The organism is Stenotrophomonas sp. GD03654, assembly GCF_029845105.1.
In the GTDB taxonomy this organism is placed as follows: Bacteria; Pseudomonadota; Gammaproteobacteria; order Xanthomonadales; family Xanthomonadaceae; genus Stenotrophomonas; species Stenotrophomonas africana.
On the sequence record NZ_JAOCLC010000036.1, the window covers coordinates 36183 to 50624 of the forward strand.

23 protein-coding genes are annotated in these 14442 nt (G+C 66.1%); all 23 read left to right on the forward strand.

All coding sequences use genetic code 11. From position 1 onward, the window contains the following. The 23 genes from N5J73_RS14175 (at window position 1) to N5J73_RS14285 (ending at window position 14040) form a co-directional block, all read left to right on the forward strand. Window positions 1-1815, forward strand: coding sequence for a DDE-type integrase/transposase/recombinase (locus N5J73_RS14175; RefSeq protein WP_279941103.1), 1815 nt, complete (start codon window positions 1-3; stop codon window positions 1813-1815). Next, on the forward strand, window positions 1815-1973 hold the full coding sequence (locus N5J73_RS14180) for a hypothetical protein (protein WP_008268046.1): 159 nt from the start codon (window positions 1815-1817) through the stop codon (window positions 1971-1973). The genes N5J73_RS14175 and N5J73_RS14180 overlap by 1 nt, the downstream gene beginning before the upstream one ends. Next, window positions 1970-3145 carry an AAA family ATPase gene (locus N5J73_RS14185; protein WP_057503391.1) on the forward strand — a complete coding sequence of 392 codons (1176 nt, stop codon included), beginning with the start codon at window positions 1970-1972 and terminating at the stop codon, window positions 3143-3145. The genes N5J73_RS14180 and N5J73_RS14185 overlap by 4 nt, the downstream gene beginning before the upstream one ends. A 1-nt stretch (window position 3146) precedes the next feature. Continuing rightward, window positions 3147-3383 carry a hypothetical protein gene (locus N5J73_RS14190; protein ID WP_057503392.1) on the forward strand — a complete coding sequence of 79 codons (237 nt, stop codon included), beginning with the start codon at window positions 3147-3149 and terminating at the stop codon, window positions 3381-3383. Then, entirely contained in the window at window positions 3376-3618 is a 243-nt protein-coding gene (locus tag N5J73_RS14195; RefSeq protein ID WP_057503393.1) for a hypothetical protein, read from the forward strand. Before N5J73_RS14190 ends, N5J73_RS14195 begins: the two co-directional genes overlap by 8 nt. Beyond that, window positions 3618-3920: a hypothetical protein gene (locus tag N5J73_RS14200; RefSeq protein WP_057503394.1), complete on the forward strand. Its 303-nt coding sequence runs from the start codon at window positions 3618-3620 to the stop codon at window positions 3918-3920. The genes N5J73_RS14195 and N5J73_RS14200 overlap by 1 nt, the downstream gene beginning before the upstream one ends. 1 nt (window position 3921) lies before the next feature. After that, on the forward strand, window positions 3922-4311 hold the full coding sequence (locus N5J73_RS14205; protein WP_024957596.1) for a hypothetical protein: 390 nt from the start codon (window positions 3922-3924) through the stop codon (window positions 4309-4311). Further along, window positions 4301-4576: a hypothetical protein gene (locus N5J73_RS14210; protein ID WP_040006676.1), complete on the forward strand. Its 276-nt coding sequence runs from the start codon at window positions 4301-4303 to the stop codon at window positions 4574-4576. The genes N5J73_RS14205 and N5J73_RS14210 overlap by 11 nt, the downstream gene beginning before the upstream one ends. Further along, the gene (locus N5J73_RS14215) at window positions 4569-4796 is read left to right on the forward strand and encodes a hypothetical protein (RefSeq protein WP_008265784.1); all 228 of its coding nucleotides are present in this window, start codon (window positions 4569-4571) and stop codon (window positions 4794-4796) included. The genes N5J73_RS14210 and N5J73_RS14215 overlap by 8 nt, the downstream gene beginning before the upstream one ends. Further along, on the forward strand, window positions 4793-5272 hold the full coding sequence (locus tag N5J73_RS14220) for a hypothetical protein (RefSeq protein ID WP_279941106.1): 480 nt from the start codon (window positions 4793-4795) through the stop codon (window positions 5270-5272). Before N5J73_RS14215 ends, N5J73_RS14220 begins: the two co-directional genes overlap by 4 nt. Beyond that, on the forward strand, window positions 5272-5526 hold the full coding sequence (locus N5J73_RS14225; RefSeq protein WP_057503396.1) for a hypothetical protein: 255 nt from the start codon (window positions 5272-5274) through the stop codon (window positions 5524-5526). Before N5J73_RS14220 ends, N5J73_RS14225 begins: the two co-directional genes overlap by 1 nt. Then, entirely contained in the window at window positions 5523-6134 is a 612-nt protein-coding gene (locus N5J73_RS14230; protein ID WP_057503397.1) for a DUF3164 family protein, read from the forward strand. The genes N5J73_RS14225 and N5J73_RS14230 overlap by 4 nt, the downstream gene beginning before the upstream one ends. A gap of 1 nt (window position 6135) precedes the next feature. Then, window positions 6136-6807 carry a hypothetical protein gene (locus N5J73_RS14235; RefSeq protein ID WP_057503398.1) on the forward strand — a complete coding sequence of 224 codons (672 nt, stop codon included), beginning with the start codon at window positions 6136-6138 and terminating at the stop codon, window positions 6805-6807. Continuing rightward, window positions 6804-7121, forward strand: coding sequence for a hypothetical protein (locus N5J73_RS14240; protein ID WP_064968336.1), 318 nt, complete (start codon window positions 6804-6806; stop codon window positions 7119-7121). The genes N5J73_RS14235 and N5J73_RS14240 overlap by 4 nt, the downstream gene beginning before the upstream one ends. Beyond that, window positions 7108-8016: a recombination-associated protein RdgC gene (locus N5J73_RS14245; protein ID WP_057503399.1), complete on the forward strand. Its 909-nt coding sequence runs from the start codon at window positions 7108-7110 to the stop codon at window positions 8014-8016. Before N5J73_RS14240 ends, N5J73_RS14245 begins: the two co-directional genes overlap by 14 nt. 3 nt (window positions 8017-8019) lie before the next feature. Then, entirely contained in the window at window positions 8020-8733 is a 714-nt protein-coding gene (locus N5J73_RS14250; RefSeq protein ID WP_082587862.1) for a DUF2786 domain-containing protein, read from the forward strand. A gap of 171 nt (window positions 8734-8904) precedes the next feature. Beyond that, window positions 8905-9369 carry a regulatory protein GemA gene (locus N5J73_RS14255; RefSeq protein ID WP_057503402.1) on the forward strand — a complete coding sequence of 155 codons (465 nt, stop codon included), beginning with the start codon at window positions 8905-8907 and terminating at the stop codon, window positions 9367-9369. Between the two features lie 5 nt (window positions 9370-9374). Continuing rightward, a complete protein-coding gene (locus tag N5J73_RS14260; RefSeq protein ID WP_057503403.1) occupies window positions 9375-9722 on the forward strand; it encodes a Mor transcription activator family protein in 348 nt (115 codons plus the stop codon). 39 nt (window positions 9723-9761) lie between these two features. Next, window positions 9762-10085: a phage protein Gp27 family protein gene (locus N5J73_RS14265; RefSeq protein WP_057503404.1), complete on the forward strand. Its 324-nt coding sequence runs from the start codon at window positions 9762-9764 to the stop codon at window positions 10083-10085. Between the two features lie 150 nt (window positions 10086-10235). Continuing rightward, window positions 10236-10925: a response regulator transcription factor gene (locus tag N5J73_RS14270; RefSeq protein ID WP_049448329.1), complete on the forward strand. Its 690-nt coding sequence runs from the start codon at window positions 10236-10238 to the stop codon at window positions 10923-10925. Then, entirely contained in the window at window positions 10918-12309 is a 1392-nt protein-coding gene (locus N5J73_RS14275) for a sensor histidine kinase (RefSeq protein ID WP_049448328.1), read from the forward strand. The genes N5J73_RS14270 and N5J73_RS14275 overlap by 8 nt, the downstream gene beginning before the upstream one ends. Beyond that, complete coding sequence (locus N5J73_RS14280; protein ID WP_049448326.1) at window positions 12306-13361, forward strand: ABC transporter substrate-binding protein; 1056 nt, start codon at window positions 12306-12308, stop codon at window positions 13359-13361. The genes N5J73_RS14275 and N5J73_RS14280 overlap by 4 nt, the downstream gene beginning before the upstream one ends. Window positions 13362-13389: 28 nt before the next feature. After that, on the forward strand, window positions 13390-14040 hold the full coding sequence (locus N5J73_RS14285; protein WP_049448343.1) for a response regulator transcription factor: 651 nt from the start codon (window positions 13390-13392) through the stop codon (window positions 14038-14040). Window positions 14041-14442 lie beyond the last annotated feature (402 nt).

Genomic DNA, 14442 nt, shown 5'->3' on the forward strand with positions numbered 1-14442 from the left:
ATGGCCCTCAGCGCCAGCTTGATCGAGCAGGCCGCTGCTGACCTGCTCTGCGCCGGGCACGGCCAGAAACGCGCCATTGCCGAGCGATACGCCGCCGAATGGGGCTGCAGCGTACAGACGTTGTACCGACAGGTCTCGAAGCTGACCTGTTCGCTGAAGCCGCGCAAGCGCCGCAGCGATCGGGGCAACTCCGACTGGACCCAGCAGGAACTGGAACTGATTTCCGCTGTGTTGCTGGAGTCGCGTCGCGGCACCGGCAAACGCCTGGCCAGCATCGGCGAGGCCATCGACATGCTGCGCGCCAATGGCATGGTGCGCGGCGAGACTGTGGATGCCGGTACCGGCGAGATCCGACTGCTGAGCGAGAGCTCGGCAGCCAAGGCCTTACGCACCAATCGCTTGCACCCTGATCAGCTGTCGGCACCTGCACCGAAGGTTCAGCTGGCCAGCGAACATCCCAACCAGGTGTGGCAGGCCGATCCCAGCCTGTGCGTGCTGTATTACCTCAAGCGCCAGGACGGCCTGCATGCGATGCCGGCAAGCGAGTTCTACAAGAACAAGCCCAAGAACCTGGCGCGCGTCGAGAACGAGCGCGTCTGGCGCTATGTGTTCACCGATCACACCACCGGCGCTTTCTACGTGGAGTACGTGCTGGGCGCGGAGAGCGGCGAGAACCTGTGCCGCACCTTCATCAACGCCATGCAGTACCGCGGTGCGGCTGATCCGTTCTGTGGCGCACCGACGATGGTGATGGTGGACCCCGGCAGCGCCAATACGGGCGCGATGTTCAAGAACCTGTGCGCCGCCCTGGGCATCCGGATCTGGATCAATCAGCCTGGCCAGCCGTGGGCAAAGGGCCAGGTCGAAAAGACCAACGACCTGATCGAACGCAAGTTCGAGCACCGCCTTCGCTTCGACAACGTGCAGAGCCTTGAGCAGCTCAATGCATCGGCGTGGCGCTGGATGCGTAACTTCAATGCCACCGCTCAGCACACCCGGCACAAGTCCTCGCGTTACCAGGCGTGGATGACGATCAAGCCTGATCAGCTGCGCCTGGTACCGGCGGCGGAGGACTGCATGAAGCTGGCGACCCGCGCACCGGAACTGCGCAAGGTCAACCCACTGCTGCGTATCAGCTTCCTGGGCAAGACCTTTGATGTGTCCGGCGTGCCGGGCGTGATTGTGGGCCAGAAGCTGACCGTTGCCCGCAATGCCTTCGGCAGCGAATTCGGTGCACAGGCGCTGTTTACCGACGATGCTGGCCGCGACACCTGGTACACGATGGAGCCGCTGGAGGCAGACGCATACGGGTTCACCGGTGCGGTGGCGGTCGGCACCTACCGCGCGCACGCCGATACCCCGGCGGACACAAACCGCAAACGGGTCGAGCGCCTGGCGATGGATGCCGAGACCGACGAGCAGGCCAAGTCGCAGCGCAAGGCCAAGGCCATGCCGTTCGGTGGCCGAATCGACCCCTACAAGTCGGTGCAGCAGGCACCGGAGATTCAACACCTGCCGCGGCGCGGCCATCGCGTGGATGTTGCGGTTCCCGATGTGGTGGAGGCCCCTCGCTTCACGGTCGATTCGGTCACGCCCATCCGCGCCGAGCTACCGCCGCTGAACCATGTGGAAGCGGCCATGCGCTTGAAGCCGCTACTGGAGGCCGCCGGTTCGGCTTGGTCGCCCGACCACTACGCACGCACCGCCCAGCGCTGGCCGGAAGGCCTGCCGGTGGATCAGGTCGAGTCCTGGGCGCACGCCCTGGCAACGCCTGAGCGCGGTGGTCTCCGGCTGGTGGAAGGAGGTGCCGCGTGATGGCTTCGCTCGACAGCATCAAGAAAGACGCACGCCTCATCCAGGAACGCGACGGATTCGGCTACTGCCAGGCTCTGGAGATCGCTGCGCGAAAGGCTGGCTTCAACACCTATGCAGCTGCGAAGGCTGCCTTGCAGGGGCGGAGGGCTCGCCCATGACGTTGCGTCTGAAGCGCCTGCTCACCGAGGCCGGCATCAAGCAGGGAGACCTGGCCAGTGCTGCAGGTCTGAGCCGTCCGGCCCTCAATGCCTTGATCAACCACGGCCAGTTGCCCACCAGCTGCGATCCGGCAGCGGTGCGCGCTGCCATCAGTTCCTGCCTGACCCAGCACGGCGTAACCGACGCCCACTGGCATGAAAAGGAGGGGCCGACGTGCGGGGTCACGCCAGCCCCGGTTTCCCCACCGCAAGACACCGATAACGACAACGACATTCACGACGAGGAAGATCCCATGCTACTGCGTTTTCAGGCTTTGACTCCACAGGCCAAGCGTCACTTCGGCCTCACCAGCAATCCTTTCGCCGATCCGGCCAGCGCCGAAGAGGTGTTCCTGTCGCCGGACATTCGCTATGTCCGCGAGAGCATGTACCAGGTAGCCCGCCACGGCGGCTTTGCTGCGGTGATCGGCGAGAGCGGTGCTGGCAAGAGCACGCTGCGCGAAGATCTGGTCGATCGCATCCAGCGCGAGGAACAGGCCGTCATCGTGATCCAACCCTACGTGCTGGCCAGCGAAGGCAGCGATGCCGTGGGCAAGACCCTGCGCAGCCACCATATCGCCGAGGCGATCATGGCCGCTGTCGCCCCGCTGGCCAAGCCGAAGAGCAGCCCCGAATCCCGCTTCCGCCAGCTGCACGAATCCCTGCGTGACAGTTCCCGCTCGGGCCACAGCCATGTGCTGGTGATCGAGGAGGCTCACAGCCTGCCGCTGCCAACCCTGAAGCACCTCAAGCGCTTCCGCGAGCTGAAGGACGGCCTGCGCCCGCTGCTGTCGGTGATCCTGATCGGCCAGCCCGAGCTGGGCGTGAAGCTCTCCGAACACAACCCGGAGGTGCGCGAAGTCGTGCAGCGCATCGAAATCATCACGCTTCCGCCACTGGATAACGAGCTGGGAGCGTACCTTTCGCACCGCTTCAAGCGTGCCCAGGTGCCTCTGGACAAGGTCGTGGAACAGGGGGCCATCGATGCCCTGCGCGCCAAGCTGGTCCCTTCGCGCGGCGCAGGGTCGCTGCTGTACCCGCTGGCCGTCCAGAACGCGCTGACCGCGGCGATGAACCGCGCCGCTGACCTGGGCGTGCCAACCGTCACCGCTGATGTCGTGCGGGGGGTGTGAGATGGCGATCCGAACTGAGGGCTGGCCGGTGGCAGAAGCGATGGTGAGGGCACCGCAGGGCGACCAGTGGCCGTTCGCTACCGAGGCCATCCTGATCCCCTTCGATGTTCAGGATAAGCCCGAGCCGATCAACCTGGACATCCTGCAGGTGGTGATCGTGCCCCGCGCCAGCTGGGAACGGATCATCGCCCATGTCCCAGCCGACGTGCTTCAGCGCGAAGGGGTGGCGAATGGCTGACCGCGCCGCCACCGACGGGCTGCCGTACCTGCGCAGCTTCGCGCATCAGCTGCTGCGCGAAGCGGAACTCCCCGATCGCCAGGTGACGGTGATGCACCGGGATCTGTTCCGCCGAGCGCACATCGACTGGCGGGACGGCCAGAACATGGCCTCGCTCCTGGACAGCCTCAACCTGCAGCAGCTGCGTGCGCTGGTCGACCAGCTGCGCGACGGCGACGACGACGAGGAGGAGTGATGGCCGTTCCGACGCTCAAACGCTGCCACGGGCAGGTGCGCAACCGGAAGAGCCACAGCGCCCACCCCAAGCGCCATCGGCCCGTAGGGATGGTGGCGAGCAAGCCGCCCTTCCTGGAGGACTCAGCGGTGGCCACGCTGTACATCCTGGACATGCAGACCGGCGGCGAGTACGGGATCGATCTTCTGCCCAGCTATGGCATTCAGGTCACGTCTTCCAGCACCAGCAAGCGCTGGTACCTGGATGCGGACGCAATCGTCGACCTGGCCGTCGCCGCCGGCATTGATCGGAGGGCCGACTGACATGCAGCTGGCCCTGCTACCGCAAGAGCTGTCCCCACAGACGGTGCTTTTGCAGCTGCAGGGCCGTCGCGGCGCCGTCAACGGCATCACCGCCCGCGACCTGGTGCAGCAGATCACTTCACGTACCAGCACCGCCGACGAGCGCCGCCTGCGCCAGATCATCGAGCAGCTGCGGCGCGAGGGACACCCGATCTGCGCCCACCCGGCTCACGGCTACCACCTGGCCGCCAGTGCGGCCGAACTGGATCGCGCCTGCACCTTCCTGGTCGGGCGCGCCATGACCTCCCTGGAGCAGGTCAGCGCGATGAAGCGCGTTGCGCTCCCGGATCTGTACGGACAACTCGGGCTGGACAAGCCCGCTACCGACGAGGAATCCAACCATGAACCATGAACGCAATTCCGACGTGCTGTATGCCGCCGCCAACACGGCACGCGAGCTGGAGAACAGCGGCATCGAGATCCTGGGCCTGCACAGCAATGGCCGTCGCGCGGTGCTGATTCTGGACCGCCCTCCCACGATGGTGGGTGGCCACCTCAAGCGCCGCCAGCCCAACGGCAGCGGCGGGCAGGACCGCGTGATGGCCGCTGAGTACCAGGGCGTGCAGCTGGAGTGGACCCAGCGTCCTCCGATGCTGCGGGAGGTGGCTCATGGCTGAGCGCGGCCAGTTCCTGGTGGTCCCTGCTGAGTGGGTGGGTGGCGACACCTTCACCGACTCGGACAAGGCGATCGAAGACGCCCAGGCCCGCAGCAAGGTCGACGGCAAGCACCGCGCGGTGGTTTGCGTGGTCGCTCGCACTACGCCCAGCCCTGCACCGGTCATCGTGCTGACGCGTACGGAAGCCGGCATCACGCAGCCGCAGGTTGTTCAGCCATGAGCGCCGTCCCCAGCGTCGCAATGCAGCACGCTATCGCCCTGTCACTGGGCGCCAGCGTGGTCCGTTCTGCGGATCTGATCGATCGGGTGATGGAGCACGGCTTCCATTACCGCGGCTATGTGTCCAACGCGGTCGCCAAGGCGGTGCGGTGCGGAATGATCCTGCGCGTCGGCGAAGGGCTGGCCCGCAACTACCGCCTCAACCCCGACTGGAAGATCGACCAAGCGGCGTTGGCTGCCGCGCAGGCGCAGCGTGTGCGTGGTACCCGGCCGGGTATGACAGGGGCGCAGAAGGCCCAATCTGCTGCTGGCGGCTACAAAGGCCCCGCTTTCGACAAAGGCCCCCTGACGCCGTCCATCGGCACCGTATGCCAGTCCCAGGAGGATCTGGAAGGTGAGTTGCCGCCTTACCTCGGTGGCCGCCTGGTCGATTCGCTGCACAACCACTTCGATCGCATCTTCGGCGGGGTGGAGTGATGGCACGTACAGGCCGTCAGCGCTACGACCACTTGCGCGCGATGCGCTTTGCACTGTGGGCCCGTACACAGAACCCGCGCCAGCTCACCCCACAGCGCATTTCCGGCCTGCTCGGCATCTCGCTGGATGCCGCCCGCCGCTGGCGCGCCGACTGGTTCACCGCCAACAGCCCTATCCATGTCGAAGGCGTCCCGGACGTCCTTCGGCCCACTCAACCGTTTGTCACCCCCGCCGCCCAAGGAGGCGCCCAATGACCCCATCCATTCCCGAAGGCTACCGCGAGGACCGTAATGGTCGGTTGGTGCCCGAGGCACAGATCAAACCGATCGATCTGACGCGTGACCAGCTGGTGCAGGAGAAGATCCAGCGCGCCCTGGAGCTGCGCGAAGCCCTGCGCACCTTCAAAGCGGATACGTTCACCGATATCGGCGCGTTCGTGCAGCTCAGCGGCGAGCAGTACGGCGCCAAGATCGGCGGCGACAAGGGCAACGTCAGCCTGTATTCCTACGATGGCCGCTTCAAGATCCTGCGCGCCTGCCAGGACACCATCCAGTTCGATGAGCGCCTGCAGGCTGCCAAGGCCCTCATCGATGAGTGCCTGAACGACTGGACCGAAGGCTCACGCGCCGAGCTGCGCACCCTGGTCAACAGCGCCTTCAAGGTGGGCCAGGACGGCAGCATCAAGACGGCAGAGGTGCTGTCACTGCGCCGGCTGCAGTTCGATGACGCCCGCTGGCAGCGGGCAATGACCGCGATCAGTGATGCGGTGACGGTGGTGGGCAGCAAGACCTACGTGCGCTTCTACGAGCGCGATGCACGGGGTCAGTACCAGCCGATTTCCCTCGATGTGGCGGGGGTCTGACATGCCCAAGATCCGAGACACCTGCACCTTCCGCTTCGACGGCGTTCGCGGTGCACTGAATGCCAACACCCTGGTGCTGGCAGTGGCGATCGCCGACCAGGCTGCGCGTGCGAACGTGGAGATCCATGCTCCGTCCATTGAGCTGGACGGCGTGCGCGGCTACGACTCGACTTGCGGCTCTGTAAGCGGGCCAGTTCGCGGCAGCGTCCAACTGGCCTTGCAGTACATCGAGGCCCGAGGCGACGGGTTTCCCTGGCGACTGAAGCGCCACATTTCGCAGCCGACCCTGCTGTTCTTCGAGGAGCGTACCGACGTTGAGGTGGCCACCTCCGGCCCGCGCAACGCGTGCGTCAACTGCGACATGCCCACCGGCTTGGCGGAATCGCCGATGTGCGGTCCGTGCGCCCAGCGGGCGGTAGGTGCGATGGCGTCTACCACGGCTGACGCGATCCGGCGCATGGACGGGCTCGACTTCGTGTGTGGCCTGCGCGACCCGCAGACGAAGCGGAACGTGGCCACGGCCATTGCTCGCCAGGTTGGGCATGGCATGGCCGAGAAGTGCGAAGCCCAAGCCGAAGCGGCCCTCAACGCCATTCTCGAGCTGCTGCTCCACCCGCCGGTGCTGGTCTTGCAGCGCAGTGGCCCAATCAACCTCCTGGGGGTGCACTCGTGATCGCGTACTGCTGGGCCAATGGCCAGATCGGGTTCGGCACGAGTGTGCCGGACGGTGCGATTTTCATCGCAGAAGGAAGCGGCGCACAGCTGCGCAAGGTGATCAGCGTCGCAGCCAGGCACGGAAAGGGACTGCTGCAGGGGATGCTGCTTGTACCGGGCGTGCCAGAGGCGCAGACGCAGCGGGAAAAGGGTGACGCACTGGGCCTCTGGTTGGCGTGGTGTTCCCAGCATCCGCGCCGCCTGCGTTGGGGTGCAATGAGCGCCGCCAACGGTGGCACCAACTCAGAGGAGAACCGCCATGTTCGTGCGTAACCTGGTGCTGTTCCGCTTCCCAACCAGCACCGACTTCTCCGAAGTGGAGACGGTGCTGCCGTATGGCGTGCTGGAGCCGGTCGGCCCTCTGGAAATGAACTCTCGCGGCTTCATTTCCCCCTTCGGCCGCGAGGAGCAGGAGCACCTGTCCTGCCGGCAGGGCGACTTCCTTTGGCTGACCGTGGGCGGCGAGGACAAGATCCTGCCCGGCGCGGTGGTCAACCGTGCGCTGGAGAGTCGTCTTCAGGTCATGGAACAGGAACAGGGGCGTCGACCGGGTGGCCGTGAGCGCAAGCGCATGAAGGACGACGTCCTGCACGAGCTACTGCCCAAGGCCTTCGTCAAGAACAGCCGCCACGACGCTATTCTGGACCTTGCCAACGGCTATGTGGCCGTGGACACCTCCAGCCGCAAGGTGGCTGAGGCCTTCGTGTCCGATATTCGCGGCCTGCTCGGCAGCTTCCCGGCGATGCCGCTGAATGCCGAAGTCGCGCCGCGCTCGGTCCTGACCGGGTGGATCGCTGGCGAGCCTCTGCCGGAAGGCCTGTCCCTTGGCGAGTCCGCCGAGTTGCGTGATCCGGTCGAGGGTGGCGCCAAGGTGCGCTGCAGCGACCAGGAACTGCGCAGCGACGAGATCGACAAGCACCTGGATGCCGGCAAGCAGGTCACCAAGCTGGCCCTGGTGCTGGAGGACGCGCTGTCCTTCGAGCTGGGCGATGACCTGGTGTTGCGCAAGCTGAAGTTCCTGGACGGCGCGCTCTCCCAACTGGAGCAGGCCGATGCCGACGGCCGCCGCGCCGAGTTCGACGCCCGCTTTGCCCTGCAGAGCGGCGAGATCCGTCGCCTGTTCCTGATGCTGGAACAAGCCTTCCAGCTCTCTGGCCGGGAGGGTTGATCGATGACCCGTGATCAAGCTTTGCGGAAGATCCAGGCATGTCTCCGCCTGGCGGCCTCATCCAATGCCACCGAGGCGGCGACGGCACTGCGCCAGGCTCGGGCGCTGATGGACCGCTATGGCCTCACCGAGTCGGACGCGGCCACCAGTGAAATCGGCGATACCGAGGCCGCAACCGGCTTTCGTGGTGGTGATCTGCCCCAGTCGTTGATTGCCCTGGCCGCCTTGGTTGCCGATGGCTATAGGTGCCGCGTGATCGGCAATCGCCAGCGTGGGATGTCCTTCAAGGAAGAGCAGTTCATCTGGCAGGGCCGTACCACGCTCCGCTTCTTCGGTGCTGGTGCCGATCCTCAGATCGCCGCATATGCCTTCACCGTGCTGCGCCGCCAGTTGCAGCGCGACAAGGCCCGTCACGTTGCACGCGTTCGTAAGTTGGCGAATCGCCAGCGCCGCGCAGAAGAGTTTGCACTCGGCTGGGTGGCTGCGATCTACCGACTGTTCCCGCGTGCAGAGCTGCCGGAAGGGCGCCGTGAGTCTATCGACGCAGCGGTGAGCCTTCGTTGCGGCGAAGTTGAGGTCAGCACCGGCAAGCAAATCAAAGGTGGGCGGTCCAAAGCCGACGATTACGCCAGCGGCTATGACGCAGGGCGGCAGGCCAAGCTCAACCAAGGCCTGGAGGAAGGTCAGAAGAAGCTGGAGACGACCGGTGGCTACTGAACGAAGGGCTCCCCTTACCAAGAAGTCCCAGATCGCCGACGTCCTGACGGCTGGCGGCCGCATCGTGGCCGGATCCCGAGCCGGCCTGCTGCGGCTTCTGGATCAGTCCGGCCTGGAGGTTCCGGCGTGGCAGATCGCCCTCCGAGCCGCCCAGGCCGCAAGGAGCAAGGCATGACCCGCGCTCGCAAGGCCGGCGACGGCCGTAACCGGGTACTGGCCGCGATCCACGCCGGTGCCAAGAAGCTCAGCCTCTGCGAGGACGTCTACCGTGACCTGGTCGAGCGTGTATCCAGGGAGCATGGCGTTGCCCAGCGCAGCGCCGGCAAGTGCGATCGCCGGCAGCTCGATGCGATCGCCAATGAGTTGCGCCGCCTGGGTGGCATCCCCGCCAAGGCAGCGTATGCGGCCAAGCGCTGGGCCGGTCGTCCCAAGGGCGACCTGTCCCCGCAGCTGTCCAAGATCGAGGCGCTGCTGGCCGATTCGGGGCGCGAGTGGGAATATGCACATTCGGTGGCCCGCCACATGTTCAAGGTAGGACGCCTGGAATGGTGCAACCCGGATCAGCTGTCCAAAGTGATTGCCGCTCTTCAGATCGACGCCAATCGCCGTGCCCGGCGGGAGGCTCCTTCGGCATGAGGTCGATGGAGGCCCGCCGTAACGCGCTGTTGGACAATGCTGCTGAGGCGGCGGCCAAAGCTGCGCGGAAGTTCGGCCTCGATGACGATGCAGCCGAGCATATCGGAGCGGTAGTGGCCGATATGTTGGCCGAGAACTGGGGTGGCCAAACGATCTACTTTCCTCAGGATGCAGCCTTTAAGCTCACCCCTCGCGAGCGTGAGATACTCGAGGCCCAACGAACGGGCACAACGATCCCTGCCCTGGCGAAGCAGTACAGGATGTCCGAACAGGGCATTCGCAAATTGCTGGCTAGAGCCATCCTTCGGGATCGGAACCTGAACCAGATGAACCTGTTCCTCAACTCCCCTTGATTGCACCTTCCGAGAGAAGCTATGCCCAGACCGCCCAAAATGGCCACGTTGCCACCTGAAATTCTGGCCGAGGCACACGAAAGGTTGCGGAAGAACGGGTATTCCCAGTCTGTCGAGCTTTCCAAATGGCTGGCCGACCTCGGATTCTCGATCAGCAAGACGGCTATCAATGACTACTCCCAGCAACTTCGTACGCTTGATGCTGAGGGTGGGGGTGTCATCGCCACGATGATGCAGCGCCGCCGACAATCCGGGGCTTTGAACAGCAGCAAGATCGGTCTACTGGTCGAACTTGGCCAGCTGAGGGTCCGTGAGCATCAGATCCTCGCCGAGCTCGCGGCCTTGGAACGAGCAGGCGACTGATTGCACCAGGCGCAATCAGTCGCCGACGTAAGCGAGCGGTAGTCCCGCTTTGTCCGGGATAGTCCCGCATTTATCACGCCAGCGGCCCCCATATATCCCACCCCTGCACAGCATGCGGTAGCATTCGTTTCCCCTCCCACCCCCGTGCCCATGCGCCTGCTGCTGGTCGAAGACAACCCGGATCTGGCCGATGCGATCATCCGCCGCATGCGCCGCAGTGGGCACGCCGTGGACTGGCAGGCCGATGGCTTGGCGGCGGCCAGCGTGCTGCGTTACCAGAGCTTCGACCTGGTGGTGCTGGATATCGGCCTGCCCAAGCTCGATGGCCTGCGCGTGCTGGCGGGCATGCGCGAGCACGGCGACAGCACACCGGTACTGATGCTGACCGCGCGCGATGGCATTGAAGACCGCGTGCAGGCGCTGGATGTCGGCGCCGACGACTACCTGGGCAAACCGTTCGATTTCCGCGAGTTCGAAGCGCGCTGCCGCGTGCTGCTGCGGCGTGCACGTGGCCAGGCCAGCGAAGTGGTGCAGATCGGAGGCTTCCAGTTCGACAACGCGGCGCACCGGGTGAGCCTCGACGGCGAACCGATCGAACTGCCCAACCGCGAATACCGACTGTTGGAGATCCTGGTCGGCCGCCTCGGCCAGGTGGTCGGCAAGGACGAGATCGGCAATGGCCTGTTCGGCTTCGACGACGAAGCCGGCCCGAACGCCATCGAGCTGTATGTCGGTCGCTTGAGAAAAAAACTGGCCAGTGCGCCGTTGCGCATCACCACAGTGCGCGGCGTCGGCTACCTGCTGGAAGCCAGCGACGGCGGCAGCGACGCCGATGGCTGACGCACGCGCTGCGAACGCCGCACCGGGCTCGCTACGGCGCACGCTGCTGGTCTACCTCGGCGCGTTGCTGGCGGTCTTCGCGGTGGCCCTGCTGTTTGCCGCGCGCGGCTATGGCCAGCGCGCCGCCAACCGTTCCTACGATCACCTGCTGGTGTCCTCGGCGTTGTCCATTGCCGATTCGGTGGCCCTGGTCGATGGCCAGTGGCAGGTCGATCTGCCCTATGCCGCGCTGGACCTGCTGGCGATGGCCCCGGAAGACCGTGTGTTCTATCGGGTCGCAGACAGCCGCGGCAACCTGATCACCGGCTATGGCGACCTGCCGGCGCCGCCGCGCCGGCCCGGCACGCAACCGCAGCTGTTTGATGCGGCGTACAGCGGCGAGACCGTGCGCTTCGTGGTGGTCGGCCGCAGTTTCGCCGCCGCCTCGGCGCAGGGCGAAGTACAGGTGCAGGTGGGCCAGACCCGGCGAGCGCGAGAAGCGGTCGCGCAGGACATGGTCAACCGTGCATTGCTGGCGATCGGCGTGCTGTCCGGGCTGCTGCTGGCGCTGGTGGCCTTTGGCGTGCATCGCGCGTTCCGGCCATTGGTGCGGGTGGAACGCGAGCTGTCGCGCCGCGAGCCGTCCGATCTGAAACCGCTGGATGCGCGCGTGCCGCGCGAGATGGACCAGATGGTGGCGGCGTTGAACCGCTTCATGGAACGCCTGTCCAGCAGCAACGAGACCTTGCGCGCGTTCATGGCCGAGGCCGCGCACCAGATGCGTACGCCGTTGGCTGCCCTGCGCGCGCAGGCACAGCTGGCGCTGGATGACGACGACCCCGAAGACATGCGGCGCAGCCTGCAGGCGATCGAGCGCAATGCCACCCACATGAGCCGGCTGTTGAACCAGCTGCTCAGCGATGCCAGTGTGATCCATCGTTCGCATCTGCAGCGCTTTGCGGCGGTGGACCTGGCCGAGACGGTGCACCAGGCCCTGCATGAAGCGCTGCCGCAGGCCAGCCCGGCGCCGCGCGTACAACTGGCGATGACCGCCGAACCGGTGCAGGTGCATGGTGATGCGCTGCTGCTGCGCGAGGCGATCAAGAACCTGGTCGACAACGCCCTCAAGTACGGCGGCGACGGCCCGTTGCAGATCGCGTTGACCGTGGAAGGCGGGCAGGCCGTGCTGACCATCGCCGACCATGGCGCCGGCATCGCGGCCGCCGATGCCGAGCGCGTGTTCGAGCGCTTCGCCCGTGGCGAAGGCGCGCCGTCCGGTGGCGCCGGGCTGGGCCTGGCCATCGTCAAGCGCGTGGTCGACAGCCATGGCGGCCGCATCGACCTCAGCAACCGCCCGCAGGGCGGGTTGATCGCCACCATCCGCCTGCCCCGGAGCAGTCCATGATCCGCCTGTTCGCTGCTGCCGTTGCCTTGCTGTTGGCCGTGCCGGTGCTTGCAGCACCGGGCGACGTACGCCGCTTCCCGGCCCAGGCAAAGGCCACTGCGCAGCTGCGCATCCACGGCACCACCGACATCGAAGTGTTCGCGGTGGTGATTGCCGATTACCAGCGGCTGCACCCCGGCACGGAAGTGGTGTACGAGGACATCATCACCCAGGACCTGTACGCACGTTACCTGCACGACCGCGGCGGACCGGCATCGCCGGACCTGCTGATCTCCAGCGGCATGGACCTGCAGACCAAACTGGTCAATGACGGTCACGCGCTGCCACACCGTTCGGCGCAGACGGCCGCGCTGCCGGCCTGGGCGCAGTGGCGCAACGAGGCATTCGGCATCAGCTATGAGCCGGTGGTGATGGTCTACAACACCCGCGCGATGCCTTCGGCCAAGGTGCCGCACACGCGCCGCCAGCTGTTGGACCGGCTGCGCGCGGAGGGGGCGCCCCTGCGCGGCAAGGTCGGCACCTATGACATTGAGCGCAGCAGCGTCGGCTACCTGTTGGCGACCCAGGATGCGCAGCGCGGCAGCATTGCCGGCGCGTTGCTGGGCGCGCTCGGCGACAACGACGTGGTGCGCGAGGAGCGCACCGGTGTTCTGCTGGACAAGGTCGCCAGCGGACAGCTGTCGCTGGTCTACAACGTGCTCGGCTCCTACGCGCAGGCGCGCATCGACGCGGGTGCGCCGCTGGCGATTGTGGAGCCCGAGGACTACACCCTGGTGGTGCTGCGCACCGCGGTGATCCCGCGCACCGGCCCACACCCGGAAGAAGCGCGACGCTTCCTCGATTACCTGCTGTCCCCGCGAGGCCAGCAGGTCCTGTCGCGCGAGGCGCGGCTGATGCCGATCGTGACCGGCAACGCACGTGGCGACGATGCGCCCGGCCGCAGCCGCCGTCCGATCCAGCTCGGCCCGGGCCTGCTGGTGTATCTGGACGCACTCAAGCGCCGCCAGTTCCTCGATGCCTGGCGCAGCAGCGTGGAGCCGGCAGGGCGCTGAGGCTCCGGCCTGCCCGTACAATGGCCGCATGAGCGAATACACCATCCTGATCGCCGATGACCACCCGCTGCTGCGTTCGGCGGTGGTGCAGTCATTGCGGCAGAGCCTGCCGCTGGCGCAGGTGCGCGAGGTCGCCAGCGCCGAGGCATTGGCCGAAGCACTCGACGCGCACCCGGACGTGGACCTGGTGCTGCTCGACCTGACCATGCCCGGTGCACACGGTTTCTCCGCGCTGCTGCACGTGCGCGGCTCGCATCCGGACATCCCGGTGGTGATCCTCTCGTCCAACGATCATCCGCGGGTGATCCGCCGTGCCCAGCAGTTCGGCGCGGCCGGTTTCATCCCGAAGTCGGCCCCGGCCGAGACCATCGGCGAGGCGGTGCAGGCGGTGCTCGATGGCGGCCTGTGGTTCCCGGCGATGGCCGCCGAACGCTCCGAGGCCGACGCACTGCTGGCCAGCCGCCTGGCGCAGCTGACCCCGCAGCAGTTCCGCGTGCTGCTGTGCCTGGCCGATGGCCTGCTCAACAAGCAGATCGCCTACACGCTGGGGTTGGCCGAGAACACGGTGAAGGTACATGTCACTGCGATCCTGAAGAAGCTCGAATGCCACAGCCGCACACAGGCAGCGGTACTGGTGAAGGCGCTGGAGCCTGAGGGCGACGCCGGCACCGGGTTGTAGTTTCCAGCCAACGGCGCCGCCCCTCGTGGGTGGACACGTAGAGCAGTTCATGGGTGAGGCCGGGCAGGTGGACTGCACAGGGGCCGCTGCAAGTACGTCCATGTAAGCTCGGTCGCCGCATCCATGCGGCTCACGCCCCTGCGCAGCCCACCTGCCCGGCCACGGACAGGTTCCGTGCACGTCCACCCACGGAAGAGAAAAGAAGATCAAAAGCAAAGGCAGCCTGACAGGCCGCTTTTTGTAGAGCCGAGCCCACGCTCGGCTGCTTTCTGGCCGGTCCGTGAAGCCGAGCATGGGCTCGGCTCTACACGAGCAAGCGCAGCGCGCGACCCGCTTTTGATCTTATTTTCTTCTCCGTGGGTGCAGGCCACCGAAATCTGTCGGAGGCCGGTCGGGTTGGGT